Genomic DNA, 15,139 nt, shown 5'->3' with positions numbered 1-15,139 from the left:
TGGCGGTGCGCAGGGGAGGGGTCACTCGGCTGCCGGCGCTCCGTCGGAAACCGGCCTGTGTGCAGGCGGGAGCTCAGTCAGTGGGGCGCGGGGCGCGCAGGTGGGCCCGCTTCTCCAGTTCCTCGTCGTCGACCAGCGTGAGCATCGGCTGGTTCGGCGCGCACATCATGAACACGATGTACTTGGCCGGCGTGTCCGACGAGGCGTTGCCGTTCTGGTAGTGGATCACCTCGCCGCCCGGCTCCCAGAACGTCTCACCGGCCTTGATCACGTGCTCCGGTTCGCCCTCAAGCTCCCAGCGGACCGCTCCTTCGAGGACGTAGCCGAAGCACGGCCCCGAGTGGCGGTGCGGAGGAGTCCCGGGGTCGCCGGGAGCCCACTCGACGAGAACGGTCATGCCCGAAGCGCCCTCGGGAATGAAAGGCGGCTTGACGTCCGCCAGCATCCTGGGTCCGAAACCGTCCTCTGAGTGCATTTCGTGCATTGTGCTACACCTCCGTGGGTCGGCCCGGAAAAGACGATTTCGCGTCGGCGATTCCGGGCTCGCAACAACTTGTTCTACAGCGAAGACAGAGCGCGGCCGGCATGTGTGACACGAGCCTCCTGCTTTGAGCGGCGGCTTCGGTACGCCGGTACCCCGAAGAGCTTGGCTCAGCCGAACATGCCGACCTTGTAGCTGCCGGCCGGCTGCTGGGTGATGATGTTGATGCGGTTGTAGGCGTTGATGATGGCGATGAGGGTGGTCAGCGCCGCGAGTTGGTCCTCGTCGAAGTGCTTGGCGGCGTTCGCCCAGGCCTCGTCGCTGACGCCACCGGCCGCGTCCGCGACGCGGGTGCCCTGCTCGGCCAGCTCCAGTGCGGCGCGCTCGGCCTCGGTGAAGACCGTCGCCTCCCGCCAGGCGGCGATCAGGTTGAGCCGCACCGCGGTCTCCCCGGCGTGGGTGGCCTCCTTGGTGTGCATGTCGGTGCAGAAGCCGCAGCCGTTGATCTGGCTGGCGCGGATCTCCACCAGATACTGAACGGTGGCCGGCAGCGTCGAGTCCGACAGCGCCTTGCTGGCCGAGAAGAGGTGCTTGAGCACCTTCCCCGCGACGGGATTGCCGTAGTAGTTGAGACGTGCGTCCATGGGTCCTCCTGGGCGGAATTGCTGGTACGCACTACTGACCGGACAGCCCGGCCAGGTGTGACACCAAAACCTGATGTGACGTAGGTCTCAGGCCATGTCGTCACCGTGCCGGATCGGGCCTTCCCGCGCGCTGTGCGCGGGCGCGGAGCGCGTTCCCGTGTGGTGGCGGACACGTCGGTCTGGTGGGGGAGACGGTCACAGAAACGGCCCTGGTGCGGTCCTAGGTGTCGTGCACGGCTGACTTCCTCTCCGCGGCGGCAGCCGGTCTCTTCCCCACCCGCGCTGTGACAGAAAGGCCGCCATGAGTGATCCGTCCCGGCCCACCCAGTACACCGACACGAGCGAGCTCGACCAGCTGCCCGACCGGGACACCGAGGAGACCGCCGAATGGCAGGCATCACTCGACGCCGTCGTACGGACCGCAGGGCCGGATCGGGCGGTGTACCTGCTGCGCCGTGTGCACGAGTACGCGGCCAAGGCCGGGATCGCGCTGCCAGGGCTCCTGTCCTCGGACTACATCAACACGATCCCGGCGTCCGCACAGCCCGCCTTTCCCGGTGACGTCGCCATGGAGTCCAGGATCACCGCGGTGAACCGCTGGAACGCGGCAGCGATGGTGACACGCGGCTCCCGCCTGGGGCTCGGCGGCCACATAGCCACCTACGCTTCGGCGGCATGGCTCTACGAGGTCGGGTTCCACCACTTCTTCATGGGCAAGGACGCAGACGGCTCGGGCGATCAGCTGTACGTGCAGGGACATGCCTCACCCGGCATCTACGCCCGGGTGTTCCTGGAAGGCCGCCTCGACGAGCAGCAGTTGGACGGTTTCCGACGCGAGGCCGGCGGACACGGGCTGCCGTCCTACCCGCACCCCCGCCGCCTGCCGTGGCTGTGGGAGTTCCCGACCGTCTCCATGGGCCTCGGTCCGCTCGCCGCCATCTACCAGGCCCGGTTCAATCGCTACCTGCACGCGCGCGGTGTCAAGGACACCTCCGGGTGCCGTGTCTGGGCGTTCCTCGGGGACGGGGAGATGGACGAGCCCGAGGCGACCGCCGCGCTGGCGCTCGCCGCCCGTGAGGGACTCGACAACCTCACCTTTGTCATCAACTGCAACCTCCAGCGCCTGGACGGCCCCGTACGGGCGAATTCCAAGATCGTTCAGGAACTTGAGGGCCGGTTCCGCGGAGCGGGCTGGAACGTGGTGAAGTCCCTCTGGGGCGAGGCCTGGGACGCCGTGCTGCGACAGGACACCACCGGGGCCCTCGTCCACCGCCTCGGCGAGGTGCCCGACGCCCAGCTGCAGACGTACGCCGCGCGGGACGCCGCCTACCTACGCGGGCACTTCTTCACCGGCGACGCGCTCTCCGGCATCGCCGCACGGCTGAGTGACGCCCAGCTCACCGACCTGTTCCAGAACTCGCGCGGCGGACACGAACCGCTCAAGGTGTACGCCGCCTACCGAGCCGCGGTCGAGCACCATGGAGCACCGACCGTCATCCTCGCCCAGACGGTGAAGGGACACACGCTGGGCGCGGGCTTCGAGTCCCGCAACGCCAATCATCAGATGAAGAAGCTGACCATGGCGCAGTTCCGTGACATGCGGGACATGCTTGAACTCCCCATTCCTGACAGCGCGTTGAGCGGCGATCTGGTGCCGTACTGGCACCCCGGTGAGAAGTCGGAAGAGGTGCGGTACCTGCGCGACCGGCGGACGGCTCTGGGAGGTCCGGCCCCGGTACGCAAGGTGGTGGCCAAGCCCATGCGGCAGCCCCCGGCCACCCCCTTCGAGGCTCTGACGAAGGGCTTCGGCAAACAGGAGGTGGCCACCACCATGGCCCTCGTCCGCCTGGTCAAGGACCTGATGCGCGTCGAGGAGACGGGGCGGCGCTGGGTGCCGATCATCCCCGACGAGGCCCGCACGTTCGGCATGGAATCCCTGTTCCCGACAGCCGGGATCTACTCGCCGCAGGGCCAGACCTACGAACCGGTCGACGCGGATCAGCTGCTCTCCTACCGCGAAGCCAAGAACGGCCAGCTCATCGACGAGGGCATCACCGAAGCCGGCTCCATGGCCGAGTTCACCGCCGCGGCGACCTCCTACGCCACGCACGGCGAGCCCATGATCCCGTTCTACATGTTCTACGCCATGTTCGGCTTCCAGCGGACCGGCGACCAGTTCTGGGCCCTGGCGGACCAGATGGGGCGCGGGTTCGTCATCGGGGCGACGGCCGGTCGTACGACCATGACCGGCGAGGGACTGCAGCACGCCGACGGGCATTCCCACCTGCTGGCATCCGCGAATCCGGCCGCCGTGAGCTACGACCCCGCCTTCGCGTACGAGATCGCGGTGATCGTCAGGGAGGGGCTGCGACGGATGTACGGTGCCCGGCCCGAGGACGTCTTCTACTACCTGACGGTCTACAACGAGCCCAAGCGGCAGCCGGCCATGCCCACCGGGCCGGGGGTCGAGGAGGGGATCCTGCGGGGCATGTACCGGTTCCGGCAGGCGGAGCCGCGCGAGGCGGGACCGCGGATCCAGCTGCTGGCTTCCGGCACAGCCATCCACTGGGTGCTGGAGGCCCAGGAACTGCTGGATTCCCAGTGGGGAGTCCAGGCTGACGTGTGGTCGGTGACCTCCTGGACGGAGCTGCGCCGCGATGCCCTCAGCGCCGACAGTGCGCGGCTGCGGGGCGAGGAGCGCGTTCCGTACGTGACGGCCGCGCTGTCGGGCACCCCGGGGCCCGTGCTGGCGGTCAGCGACTGGATGCGGCAGGTGCCCGACCAGATCAGCCAGTGGGTCGAGCAGGACTACACGTCGCTGGGAACGGACGGCTTCGGGCTGTCGGACACCCGTGATGCCGTACGCCGCTACTTCCACGTCGACGCCGAGTCGATCGTCATCGCCGCCCTGGACCGGTTGGCGCGGTCGGACGCGATCGCCCCGGAAACGGTTACCGAGGCTCGTTATCGCTACGGCCGCGCGGGTCGCCCTGCCCTTGGCTGAGCAGTGACCGAGAGCACGGCCGCACGCCGGCTGCAGCAGGTCGGCGGATGGCTGCCGGGTCACCGTCGCCAACGGCTCTGCTTCACGAGCGTTCGGCATTGGTAGCGTGGAGCTGTGACAGCCGACACTCCTCACCCCCCGGCCGCCTCGCGTGCGACTGACCGCCCCGGGGACGCCTCGCCTTTCGCCCTCGGCCTGTTGTTGCGGCGGGCGCACTGGCGGGTGGCCGGGGTGATGACGGAGGCGTTGCGCCCGTTGGGTATCGAGCTGCGGCATTTCGCGGTGCTGCTGGTGCTGGTCGACCGGGGGCCGACGGTGCAGCGGGATCTGGGTCCGGCGACGGGGTCGGACAAGGCGGGAGTCATGAGGGTGGTGGACGACCTGGAGCGGATGGGGCTGGCCGTGCGCAAGCCGGTTCCGGGGGACCGGCGGGTGCGGGCGGTGGAGATCACGCCTCGGGGTGTCGAGGTTTTCGATGCGGCGCATGTGGCGGCGGAGCCGCTGGCCGAGCGTCTGGTTGCCGGTCTGGGGGCCGGTGAGCGCGAGCAGTTGACGGGTCTGCTGACCCGGTTCGCGCATCCCGCGGAGGACCGCGAGGCGTGAGCACACCCGCACAGCGGCGGCGGCACCCCAGAACGCCCACGACAACCGCACGGTGGGTCTATGGAGTGACGAAGGGGAAGCCACCGGGCGCCGAGCAGTCGGACGGGACTGTCGGCAAACCCTCCTCGCCGTCCGGCTCCTGGACACCGCCCCGGCCGGCCCGGGCCACGAGTAGCGTGTCCGCGGCCGCTATTGCCTCGTGCACGTTCCGGGTGCCCATCGTGACGCACAGCGTGTAACTCACGTCCTCAAGCTCGCGTGCGCTTCCCCGCCCCTCGCTTTCGGCGAGCGCGATCCGCAGGCACGCGTACCGGGTCAGCAGCCTTCTGACGACCTTCGGATCCGGAACAACGAGCACAGCCAGGCCCTCTCTTTCGACGTTCGAATCACACCCGCACCTCATGCCCACATCACGGGGGGCGGCAATGGCGCTCGGTTGCCTTCGCGGGCCACGCCGCTGCCGTGAGTGAAGACCGGATGCCCGCAACTTGTGTGACGGGACTGGCTCCAGCGGGGCAGGAGCGTGCGCCGGAGCGGTAGATCCCTGCTACGCGTGGCCATATGGGACGGCTGATGTCACACGACGCGTGCATGCCCGGTCAAAGGACTGAGCCGAGGGACGAAGGAGGCGGGTCGTGTGCGAGGAAGCGGACATGCACCGCTGGCGTCCCTCTGCCGGGTGCAGGGTTGCAAGTCGGCGCCCTGCCGGCCGCATGTTGCGCTGTGCCTGGTGAGGGGGACGGAGCCCGATGGACGATGCTGACGCGGTGCCGGTCGCGGAGTTGCTCGATGAGCGGCGGCACCTGCTGGACGTCACCTACTGGATGCTGGGCGACTCCCGCGAGGCGGAGAACGTGGTCGGTGAGACCTACCGCCAGTGGTACGGGCTGTCCGACGCGGAGCGTGGCCGGATCGCTGCTCCCCGCTACTGGCTGGCGAAGACGGCGGGCGGGATCTGTCTGGGCCTGCTGGCCCACCCTCGCCGTGGCGCGACCAGCTGGAGGGACCGGACGGCGGAGCACCACACCAGGACGGGAGACGCCGAGGGAGCTCAGGCGGGCCTGGCGGAGGAGGTCAGCCGGGTCCTGCTGAACGCGCTGGACTCTCTGTCGCCGGTCGAGCGGGCGGCGTTCGTGCTCAATGACGTCTTCGGGATGGCCTCCGACACGGTGGCCGACATCGTGGGACGCCCGGAGTCCGAGTGCGCCGAGCTCGCCGACCGCGCCCGCCACAGTCTTCGGATGCAGCGCTCGCACTCCACCTCTCCGGAGGAGCACGACCTCCTCGCCCGCACCGTCCGTCAGGCCTGCGAGAACGAGGATGCCGAACTGCTTGAGTCGCTGCTGTGCCCGGACGTCACGGCGTTCTTCGACGGCGGCGGCAAGGTCCGCGCACTGAGCAGGCCGGTGCACGGCAGCCGGCAGGTCGCCCATAGCCTGCTGACACTCCTGGCCCGCCACCCCCGCACCACCCTGACCACTCACTCGGTCAACGGGCGTACCGGCCTCATCGCCCGTTACGACCGCCAGGTCGCCGCGGTCATCAGCCTCGACATCGCTGAACACCGTGTCGCACAGGCGTGGGTCGTCCTCAATCCCGACAAGCTACGGTCGTGGAACCAGCCCCCCACCGTCCGCGACCCCGGCTCGCACGGCCCCTCACAGCAGGGCGACGGCTGGTCGTGACGGCTTCTCGGCGCAGCTCCTCGACCCTTCCACGGGGTCAGCAGCCGTCGACGAACGTCACTGTCTCCTCAAGCGGCGCCCGGCCGATGCGGGGTTGGCTTGCCGTGACGTCCTCGTGCCCGATCGACATGCCGCAGAAGAGGAGGAGTTCATCCGGGGGTGACAGGACCTCCGCGACGGTCTTGTGATACTTCGCCCAGGCCATCTGCGTGCAACTGTGCAGCCCTTCGGCGCGGAGCAGCAGCATGACGGACTGCAGGTACATGCCCACGTCCGACCACTGGGGCCGGCCCATGCGGCGGTCGATGTAGCAGAACAGGGCGGCGGGTGCCCCGAAGCAGTCCCAGTTCGCGGCGGCGGCCCTCTGCCGCGCCTCCAGGTCCTCGCGCGCAATGCCGAGTGCGCCGTAGCGCTGCTCACCGAAGGCGGATCGCCGCTCCTGGTAGGGGCTCTTGAGTACCGCGGGGTACTGCTCGTACTCCGGCTCGTCCCAGGGATCGCCTGCGCATATGCGTTCGCCGGCACGCTTCTTGAGCTCCGCCAGCGGTCGGCCGGTCAGCACGTAGACGTGCCACGGCTGGAGGTTCGACGCGGATGGTGCCCAGGCCGCGGAGGACAGCACACGCTCCAGCACCTCCCGCGGAACCTGCTGGTCGGTGAATCCCCGCACGGCTCGCCGACTCGCGACAGCCTCGTAGACGTTCATGATCGCCTGTACCCCTCTCTGTCTGGCACATCCGCAATCGTCTCACTCGCAACAGTATCAGTCAATACCATCTCGGACGAGAGAGGTGTCATGACCTGTACTGCGGACGCCGGCCGATTCGGCGGTGTGGGGACCTGACGCCCGCGGGCGCGTCGGCGGGTGGCGCAGGAGGCTGCGGGTGTCGACGCCGGTATGCCGTGGCAGGTCTACCGTGCGGTTGTCGTGGGCGTTCTGGGGTGCCACCGCCGCTGTGCGGGTGTGCTCACGCCTCGCGCTCCTCCGCGGGATGCGCGAACCGGGTCAGCAGACCCGTCAACTGCTCGCGCTCACCGGCCCCCAGACCGGCAACCAGACGCTCGGCCAGCGGCTCCGCCGCCACATGCGCCGCATCGAAAACCTCGACACCCCGAGGCGTGATCTCCACCGCCCGCACCCGCCGGTCCCCCGGAACCGGCTTGCGCACGGCCAGTCCCATCCGCTCCAGGTCGTCCACCACCCTCATGACTCCCGCCTTGTCCGACCCCGTCGCCGGACCCAGATCCCGCTGCACCGTCGGCCCCCGGTCGACCAGCACCAGCAGCACCGCGAAATGCCGCAGCTCGATACCCAACGGGCGCAACGCCTCCGTCATCACCCCGGCCACCCGCCAGTGCGCCCGCCGCAACAACAGCGCGAGGGCGAAAGGCGAGGCGTCCCCGGGGCGGTCGGTGGCGCGTGAGGCGGCCGAGGGGGTGGCTCTGTGGGGAACGTGGGTGGTCACGAGGTCACATTACAGCCATAGGCGCATTCGATACGGTTTCACTTGAGCTGGTCTCCTGCCGGTCGGAACTCGACGGATGCGCCGCTCCGGAGTCGTCATCCGGCCTGACCGCGCCCCCGTAGTCACTTGACTGATGCATTGCGTCTCGGCCTGCCCCAGGCTCGTGGTGGCCCGAGGGGAAGGACGAATCATGAGCGGCAAGATCTTCGACACCGATGACGAGCCGGAGTGTGCTCACAAAGACGGCAGACGTCGGTCGGACGGCCACGAGAGGTGGGACATCGAGCCCGAGCCGGTGACATGTCGAACGGTCGTGGCTCTTCTCGAAGAGGAGACGCCTCTGCCGGTCATGACAGATCTCCGCTACCACAGCGCAGAACCGTATTCAGTGTTCATGGCGTTCAACGCGGGCAGTGATCAGGTCATCGAGTGGGAATTCGGCCGCGAACTCCTGGCCTCCGGCCGGCGGCGGCTCTGTGGTTTCGGTGATGTCCAGATCTGGCCCGACGAAATCCGTGGTCATGGGTTGGTGTACATGTCGTTCCGGTCGGGCTGGGAAACGTTTGTGGTGGCCGCATCGGCAGTAGTGATCGACGAATTCCTTACATGCACGTTCGAGGTCGTGCCCCTCGGGGAGGAGAGCAGCTTTGTGGGTCTCGAAAGTCTCGCCGGTCAGCTGCCGGATGAGACATGACGCCTTCGAGAGCGGGCAACGCAATGTCAGACGGCGGAATCCCGGGCGTCGGCAGGGGGGAGCCGGGCCGACTTCACCTGATCCGGTCCGGCGGAGTGGCTGCTCGGCCGGCGAGCACCAGGCCTCCGCCCGTCACCGACCGTCTGTGCGCATCCGCCCCTTCTTCGCTGCGCCGGGATCGCGCTCGGCGAAGTCGCGGTCCACCCGGAATCGGCTGAGACGCGCCGTTCGCCGCGTCGCCAGAGAGTCGTTCGACTGATGGTTCAGCCTCGCCGAGAAGAGGGCCGCACCTGACGAGTAGCATGGTGCGCGGAACAATCCCCTTGGCGGAGAGAAGCTTCACGTGCCGTGCCCCCTGCTTGCCGTGCCGATGAGTGGACGACGGGCCCTGCCTGAGCGTCCTGTCACCACGGTCGACGGAAGCACCGCGGGCGTATGTGTCGGGACGGGGCTGTCGGGAACCCCGCAGAAGGCGGGATCCGCACGCGTGTGATCGGGCGGGACAAGGAACTGCGCACCCTGCGGGAGCTGCTCGCGGACGCTGCGGCCGGGCACGGCAGCGCACTGCTGATCCACGGCGCCGCCGGTGTCGGCAAGTCGGCTCTGCTGCGCACGGTCGGGGCCGAGGCCGTCGAAAGCGGCTTCAAGGTGCTGCGCACCTCCGGGGTGGAGCCTGAGCAGTGGCTGCCGTTCGCCGCGCTGCAGATGCTGCTGCAACCGGTCGCCCGCGGCGTGAAAGACCTGTCCGAACCGCACCGGTTGGCGCTGAGCGGTGCGTTCAGCGCCAGCGACACCGAGCCCGAGATATACCGGGTCGGACTGGCCGTGCTCGAACTGCTCGCCGACGAGGCCTGCCGACAGCCGCTCCTGCTGCTGGTGGACGACCTGCAATGGATCGACTCCTCAAGCAGGGACGTGCTCAAGTTCGTTGCCCGGCGTACCAACGACCTCGCCATACAGGTGATCGGTGCCGCCCGGATCCAGTACTCCGAGTCGTACGTACTTCTCGATCTCCCCCTGGAACCGCTCAGCGGACCGGCCGCCGCCGAACTGCTCGATGTCGGCGCGCCCGACCTGCCACCGCCGTTGCGGGCGCTCGTCCTGGAGCGTGCCGCAGGCAATCCGCTGGCCCTGGTGGAGCTGCCCAAGGCTGCGCAGGGCGGGACCGCGCAGCTGGACGACCTGCCGCTGACCCAGCGGCTGGAGGACGCGTTCTCCGCGCGTACCGACTCCGTGAGCCGGGAGTGCCGCACGTTGCTCCTGGTCCTCGCCGCCGAGCCGGCCGCGCCCCTGAACCTTCTGCTGGACCTGGCGAGCCGCCTGTCCGGCTCGGCGGTCTCCGTCGACGCGGTGCAGGAGGCGGTGGACGCGGATCTGGTCACCCTGGTCGGTTTCACCGCCGAGTTCCGCCATCCGCTGATGCGCACGGCGATCTACACCCACGCTACGCTCGCCGACCGGCTGGCCACTCACCGTGCCCTCGCAGCGGCGATGGATGACACCCCCGAGCGCCGACTCGCCCACGAGGCGGCGGCCACGATCGGCCCGGACGAGGAGCTGGCCGCCCGGCTTGAGTGTTTCGCCGATGCCTCGCAGGCCCGGGGGAAGGCGGCGGCTGCCGTGCCGGCGCTGCGTCAGGCGGCCGACCTTGTCCTCGACGCGCGGCGCCGGAACGGCATCCTGGTCCGGGCCGCCGAGTTGTCCAGCGAGATCAACCACCGCATCAGCGTCCAGATGCTGCTGGACCGCATGGACACGAGCGTGCTGGGCCGGGTGGACCGGGCTCGTCTGATGGTGGTGTCGGACAGTTCTGCTTTCGAACCGGGCGAGCCGCAGCGACGGATCCAGGACATGGTCACCGCGGCGGCCGGAGCCTTCGACGCGGGAGCCGGAGACGTCGCGGAGAACCTGTTGTGGCGAGCGAGCGCGCGGTGCTTCTTCCAGGACGGCGACGCGCAGGTGCGTGCCCAGGCCGCAGCGGAGCTGGATCGCTGGAACCCTGATCCGAACGCCCCACATGTGCTGGCGGTGCGGGCGTACACCGAGCCGTACCGGCACGGGGCCGACGTGATCGCGCGGCTCGGCGGAATCAGCGCAGACCATCAGGACGGCCGGATCCTGCATTTCCTCGGCAGCGGTGCAATGGTCACAGGCGACCTCAGCCGCGCCGTCCAGTACCTCGCACTCGCGACCGCGGCATGGCGCTCGCAGGGCCGACTCGGGCTGCTCGCCCGTTCGCTGGCCGCCAGCTGGCCACAGGTGTACCTCGGTCAGCTTGAGCGAGCTCGCGAGGAGTCCGCCGAGGGGCTGGCCCTGGCCGAGGAGACCGGGGAGTGGATCGTCTGGCTGGGGCTGAAGGCAACGGCCGCCCTGGTGGCGGCGCTGCGCGGAGAAACCGAGCAAGCGGCGCGGACGACCGGCGAACTACGCGCGCACAGCCTGTTCCCGGGCATGCCGTTCGTCACCGTGATGGCGCAGCAGACCGACGGGCTGCTCGCGCTCTTCGACGGCCGCGCAAAGGAGGCGTACGACGTACTGGCGCGCGCCTTCGATCCGGTTGATCCGCACTACCACTCGGTGAGCCGCTGGCTGCTCGCACCGGACCTGGCGGACGCCGCGTTCGCCGCGGGCACCGTGCAGCAGGCCCGGGAACTACTGGCCGAGCTGCCGGAGCTGACGCGCCGGCTGCCCTCGGAAATGATGGTCGTGGCGCACGCCTACACCGACGCGGTGCTGGCTTCGGACGACACGGCGGAGGAGCGGTACGGCGCGGCCCTTGCCGCACTGCCGGCCGACTGGACGCTGTCGCGTGCCCGGCTGCATCTGCACCACGGCCGCTGGTTGCGTCGCCAACGCCGCAACGTGGATGCCCGGCACCCGCTTCGGCTCGCTCGCGCCGAGTTCGACCGGGTCGGCGCGCAGCCCTGGGCCGAGATGGCCCGTGAGCAGCTGCGTGCCACCGGCGAGTCGGGCGGTCGCCGGCACGCCAACACCGGGGAACAGCTGTCTGCCCAGGAAATGCAGATAGCCGTGCTGGCGTCCCAGGGGCTGAGCAACCGGGAGATCGGCCAGCGCCTGTTCATCTCGCACCGCACCGTCGGAGCGCATCTGTACCGCATCTATCCACGCCTTGGCATCACCGGCCGGGGCAGACTCGCCGCCGCACTGGCCGCACTCCCCGCCGAACAGCCGACGTCCGGCCTCTGACGGTTTCGAGGCGGGCATCGCGGCGACAGCAGGGCCTGGAGGACGGCGAGCGCGGAGGCCGGCTCCCAAGTGGCTTCGGGAGTCCGTGGCAGTGGCCCGAAGCCACGGTGGCGGTGATCGATGGCCGGCGGGTCCCGGGGCATGTGAAGGGTCAAGGCGAGTCCGCGCGCAGCAGCGGCATCATCAGACGGTCGATCATCTCCCTGATCTCCGGGGCGTCCCAGGTGCTCTCTCGTACCCTGAGGCGGTACATCACCATGGCCGGAATGGCGTCCCGGACAAAGGAGTTCGCGGCGGCGGAGGGCACCTCGCCGCGCTCGACGCCCCGTTCGACGATGGCGCCCAGGAGCTCGGCCGTCGGCTTCACGACGACGTCCAGGACCACGTCGTGGACGCGCCCTCCGTGCAGGGGATCGCATTCGTGCAGGACCGAGCGCAAGGCGAGACCGAAGCGGGAGCGGAGTGCCTCGCGCGCCCACCCGCAGAAGGCCAGCAGCTCGTCCCGGACACTGCCCAGATCGCGGGCGGCGGTGAAGCGCGGCAGCCCCGCCCGGAGCGCGTCCGTGACGAGTTCCTCCTTGGACGGCCAGCGGCGGTAGACCGCGGACTTGCCGGTCCGGGCTCGGGCCGCGACCCCCTCCATCGTGAGGCCGTTCCAGCCGACGGCGCCGAGTTCCTCCAGGGCGGCGTCGAGGATGGCGCGTTCCAGCACGGCGCCGCGCCGACGGCCGGAGGCCGCCTGCGCGGGCGGGAGCTTCCAGGGCGGGGTGGCCATCGGGCGTCTCCAGCGGGAGGGGGAAGGGGCCGGTTCCTCTCTGGGAGCGGACCGCTGACGACGCGACAGCGGTCCGCTCGCGCGGCCTGTGCGGGCCGCGTGCCGGACCGCACGAGACCCGCACGATCCGCACGCGACCTGCCCGGTCAGATGCCGACGGCCCGCAGTGCGTCGTGGACCTCGGCGGCGATGTCGATCAGCTCCTGCGCGTTCCGCGGGGTGATCTGGAGGTCGAGGAGGAGCTCGTCGATGCCGTGCGCCTCGACGTGCGCCGCCGCGTCCTCGGCCATCTGCGCCGCGTTGCCGTAGAAGGGCATGCGGTCCTTGCTCTCGATCGGCTTGGGCGTATAGGCCGCGATGGCCCGCAGACAGACCTCCAACGGCCGTTCCCGGCCGCGCTCGACGGCCAGGTCCTCGATCTTCTTCGCCTCGTCCGCGAGCTCCCGCGGACCGTGGGCCACCGGCATCCAGCCGTCCGCGCGGTCCACCAGGCGCCGCTTCGAGCGGGCGCTGAGCGCCGGCATGAAGACCGGGATGGGATGGGCCGGCTTGGGATTCACCGCGGACGGCGCGATGGTGCACAGCTCGCCCTGGTGGGAGACGGGATCGGGACCCCACACGGCCGCGCAGACGTCCAGCAGCTCGTCCAGTGCCGCGCCCCGCTTCTCGAACGGCGCGATCGAGGCCGCGGCACACTGGTCCGTCGACCACCCCGTACCCAGACCGGCGACCAGCCGGCCACGGCTGGCGACGTCCAGGGCCGCGAGCGAACGGGCCAGTTGGAACGGGGCGTGCAGGGCGGCCACCAGCACGCTGGTGCCCAGCCTGGGCCGCTCCGTGGCGGCGGCCGCGAGCGCCAGCGTGACCAGCGGGTCGGCACAGCTGCGGAAGCACTCGGGCCAGGGCTGTCCCGGGACCCCGTGATAGCCCTGGGTCATGGGGGTGGGGTACATGGTGACCTCGAACACCCAGAGGCCCTCATAGCCGATTTCCTCCGCGGATCGTGCGACCGCGGCGACATCGCGACTGATGTCGTACTGACTGAGCTGCGGAAGACCGAGGCCCAGCTTGATCGCCATACGAGACTCCTTCTCGCGGGGGTGCAGTCACCGGCATCATAGGGAACCGCTTAATTCTGGGGAACCTCTTGTAGCTTGTAAAGTGGTTGAGCTACGGTCGGTGGCTGTGACTGAGTGACCTTGTCCGCACCCGCGCCGGACGCGACGACGACCTGCCGGCCCAGAGGTGCGTGAGCCGTCGCCTCCATGCCGTCCCGTCATGAATCGGCGCTGCCCGCATCGTCGGTCACGGCAGTGCCGCGTCCCGCTCCATGGAAGGACCAGCCGAATGACAACCGCCGAACCGACCACCGGCAACGCGGAGCAGCCCGCCGCCATCGACTTCCCCTTGCCCAAGGCCTCGGGGTGCCCGTTCGACCCGCCACCCGGCCTCGCCGACCTGCAGCGCACGGAGGAGATCACGCGGGTCAGGTTGTGGGACGGCAGTTCGCCCTGGCTGATCACCGGACACCAGTACGTGCGCGAGCTGCTCCAGGACTCGCGGATCAGTGCCGATGCCCTCAACCCCGGCTTTCCGTTCCTCGTCGCCGGCGTTCGCGAGCTGGTGCGCAGCATGAAGCCGACCATGTTCAGGCAGGACAACCCGGAGCACGCCCGGCTGCGCCGCATGCTCACCTCCGACTTCATGGTCAAGAGCGCCGAGGCGATGCGCCCGGACATCCAGCGCCACACGGACGAGCTGCTCGACCGGATGACCGACGGCCGCTCCTCGGCGGACCTGGTCGCCGATTTCGCGCTGCCGCTGCCCTCGACCGTGATCTGCCTGATGCTGGGCGTCCCGTACGAGGACCACTCCTTCTTCGAGGAGCGCAGCACCACGCTCTTCAGCATCACGGCGACCGCCGAGGAGGTCCGTGCCTCCCAGCACGACCTGCTGCGCTACATGGAGGACATCGCGAGGGCCAAGAAGGAGAAGCCGGACGACAGCATCATCAGCCGCCTGGTCGCCCGCGGCGATCTGGAGTACGACGAGATCGCCAGCACGGCCCGGCTCCTGGTGATCGCGGGCCACGAGACCACGGCGAACATGATCGCGCTGTCGACCCTCGCCCTGCTCCGCAACCCCGACCAGCTCGCCCGGCTGCGCGACGACCCGTCGCTGATCACGGGCGGAGTCGAGGAACTGCTCCGGTACCTGACGATCGTTCACAACGGGATCCCCCGGGTCGCCGCGTCGGACATCGAGATCGGCGGCCGGGTCATCAAGGCCGGCGACGGTGTGCTGTGCATGATCAACACCGCCAACCGGGACGAGCGTGCCTTCCCCGACGGCCATACGCTCGACGTCGGGCGCAACGCGCGCCGTCATGTCGCCTTCGGCTTCGGTCCCCACCAGTGCCTCGGCCAGCCGCTGGCCCGGGTGGAGCTGCAGATAGCCCTGGGCACCCTGCTGCGGCGGCTGCCGAAGCTGCGGCTCGACTGCTCCTTCGAAGACATCCCGCTGCGTCAGAGCACCACGGTCTACGGGATCGGTGCCCTGCCCGTCGCCTGGTGACGGGCG

At 69.6% G+C, this 15,139-nt stretch carries 13 protein-coding genes; 6 read left to right on the top strand and 7 right to left on the bottom strand.

Annotated elements, in window-relative coordinates:
- Window positions 1–73 precede the first annotated feature (73 nt).
- Both OHB00_RS03890 and OHB00_RS03885 read right to left on the bottom strand, forming a co-directional pair.
- The gene (locus tag OHB00_RS03890; RefSeq protein WP_406431228.1) at window positions 74–475 is read right to left on the bottom strand and encodes a cupin domain-containing protein; all 402 of its coding nucleotides are present in this window, start codon (window positions 473–475) and stop codon (window positions 74–76) included.
- A 176-nt stretch (window positions 476–651) separates the two neighbouring features.
- Window positions 652–1,125, bottom strand: a complete 474-nt coding sequence (locus OHB00_RS03885) for a carboxymuconolactone decarboxylase family protein (protein WP_406431226.1) — start codon at window positions 1,123–1,125, stop codon at window positions 652–654.
- Between the two features lie 301 nt (window positions 1,126–1,426).
- On the opposite strand from OHB00_RS03885, the gene aceE reads away from it, so the two are divergent.
- Window positions 1,427–4,129, top strand: a complete 2,703-nt coding sequence (aceE, locus tag OHB00_RS03880) for a pyruvate dehydrogenase (acetyl-transferring), homodimeric type (RefSeq protein ID WP_406431224.1) — start codon at window positions 1,427–1,429, stop codon at window positions 4,127–4,129.
- Window positions 4,130–4,243: 114 nt separating this feature from the next.
- Entirely contained in the window at window positions 4,244–4,732 is a 489-nt protein-coding gene (locus OHB00_RS03875) for a MarR family winged helix-turn-helix transcriptional regulator (protein WP_406431222.1), read from the top strand.
- Window positions 4,733–4,790: 58 nt separating this feature from the next.
- Here OHB00_RS03875 and OHB00_RS03870 read toward each other — a convergent pair whose 3' ends face one another.
- Window positions 4,791–5,090, bottom strand: a complete 300-nt coding sequence (locus OHB00_RS03870; RefSeq protein ID WP_406431220.1) for a DUF5133 domain-containing protein — start codon at window positions 5,088–5,090, stop codon at window positions 4,791–4,793.
- Window positions 5,091–5,481: 391 nt separating this feature from the next.
- Here OHB00_RS03870 and OHB00_RS03865 point away from each other — a divergent pair, with 391 nt between their 5' ends.
- Window positions 5,482–6,417: a sigma factor-like helix-turn-helix DNA-binding protein gene (locus OHB00_RS03865; RefSeq protein ID WP_406431218.1), complete on the top strand. Its 936-nt coding sequence runs from the start codon at window positions 5,482–5,484 to the stop codon at window positions 6,415–6,417.
- 37 nt (window positions 6,418–6,454) lie between these two features.
- Here OHB00_RS03865 and OHB00_RS03860 read toward each other — a convergent pair whose 3' ends face one another.
- Complete coding sequence (locus OHB00_RS03860) at window positions 6,455–7,123, bottom strand: nitroreductase (RefSeq protein WP_406431216.1); 669 nt, start codon at window positions 7,121–7,123, stop codon at window positions 6,455–6,457.
- A 262-nt stretch (window positions 7,124–7,385) separates the two neighbouring features.
- A complete protein-coding gene (locus OHB00_RS03855) occupies window positions 7,386–7,883 on the bottom strand; it encodes a MarR family winged helix-turn-helix transcriptional regulator (protein ID WP_406431214.1) in 498 nt (165 codons plus the stop codon).
- A 190-nt stretch (window positions 7,884–8,073) separates the two neighbouring features.
- On the opposite strand from OHB00_RS03855, the gene OHB00_RS03850 reads away from it, so the two are divergent.
- Both OHB00_RS03850 and OHB00_RS03845 read left to right on the top strand, forming a co-directional pair.
- Complete coding sequence (locus OHB00_RS03850) at window positions 8,074–8,577, top strand: SsgA family sporulation/cell division regulator (protein WP_406431212.1); 504 nt, start codon at window positions 8,074–8,076, stop codon at window positions 8,575–8,577.
- Between the two features lie 489 nt (window positions 8,578–9,066).
- Window positions 9,067–11,784, top strand: coding sequence for an ATP-binding protein (locus OHB00_RS03845; protein ID WP_406431210.1), 2,718 nt, complete (start codon window positions 9,067–9,069; stop codon window positions 11,782–11,784).
- Window positions 11,785–11,935: 151 nt separating this feature from the next.
- On the opposite strand, the gene OHB00_RS03840 is transcribed toward OHB00_RS03845, so the two are convergent.
- Window positions 11,936–12,559 (bottom strand): TetR/AcrR family transcriptional regulator, encoded by a 624-nt coding sequence (locus tag OHB00_RS03840; protein ID WP_406431208.1) that lies wholly within the window; start codon window positions 12,557–12,559, stop codon window positions 11,936–11,938.
- Window positions 12,560–12,705: 146 nt separating this feature from the next.
- Window positions 12,706–13,638, bottom strand: coding sequence for a TIGR03619 family F420-dependent LLM class oxidoreductase (locus OHB00_RS03835; protein ID WP_406431206.1), 933 nt, complete (start codon window positions 13,636–13,638; stop codon window positions 12,706–12,708).
- A gap of 268 nt (window positions 13,639–13,906) precedes the next feature.
- Here OHB00_RS03835 and OHB00_RS03830 point away from each other — a divergent pair, with 268 nt between their 5' ends.
- Window positions 13,907–15,133 carry a cytochrome P450 gene (locus OHB00_RS03830; RefSeq protein WP_406431204.1) on the top strand — a complete coding sequence of 409 codons (1,227 nt, stop codon included), beginning with the start codon at window positions 13,907–13,909 and terminating at the stop codon, window positions 15,131–15,133.
- Window positions 15,134–15,139: the final 6 nt, after the last annotated feature.

It is taken from the genome of Streptomyces sp. NBC_00631, from assembly GCF_045206895.1.
Taxonomy (GTDB): domain Bacteria; phylum Actinomycetota; class Actinomycetes; order Streptomycetales; family Streptomycetaceae; genus Streptomyces.
The sequence above is the reverse complement of the archived record's forward strand: the minus strand, read 5'-3'. Positions and strand labels throughout refer to the sequence as shown.

Coding starts and splice junctions, on each gene's coding strand:
- OHB00_RS03890 (WP_406431228.1), bottom strand. CDS start 475: ATGCACTCAGAGGACGGTTTCGGACCCAGGATGCTGGCGGACGTCAAG.
- OHB00_RS03865 (WP_406431218.1), top strand. CDS start 5,482: ATGGACGATGCTGACGCGGTGCCGGTCGCGGAGTTGCTCGATGAGCGG.
- OHB00_RS03885 (WP_406431226.1), bottom strand. CDS start 1,125: ATGGACGCACGTCTCAACTACTACGGCAATCCCGTCGCGGGGAAGGTG.
- OHB00_RS03860 (WP_406431216.1), bottom strand. CDS start 7,123: ATGAACGTCTACGAGGCTGTCGCGAGTCGGCGAGCCGTGCGGGGATTC.
- OHB00_RS03835 (WP_406431206.1), bottom strand. CDS start 13,638: ATGGCGATCAAGCTGGGCCTCGGTCTTCCGCAGCTCAGTCAGTACGAC.
- OHB00_RS03850 (WP_406431212.1), top strand. CDS start 8,074: ATGAGCGGCAAGATCTTCGACACCGATGACGAGCCGGAGTGTGCTCAC.
- OHB00_RS03840 (WP_406431208.1), bottom strand. CDS start 12,559: ATGGCCACCCCGCCCTGGAAGCTCCCGCCCGCGCAGGCGGCCTCCGGC.
- aceE (WP_406431224.1), top strand. CDS start 1,427: ATGAGTGATCCGTCCCGGCCCACCCAGTACACCGACACGAGCGAGCTC.
- OHB00_RS03830 (WP_406431204.1), top strand. CDS start 13,907: ATGACAACCGCCGAACCGACCACCGGCAACGCGGAGCAGCCCGCCGCC.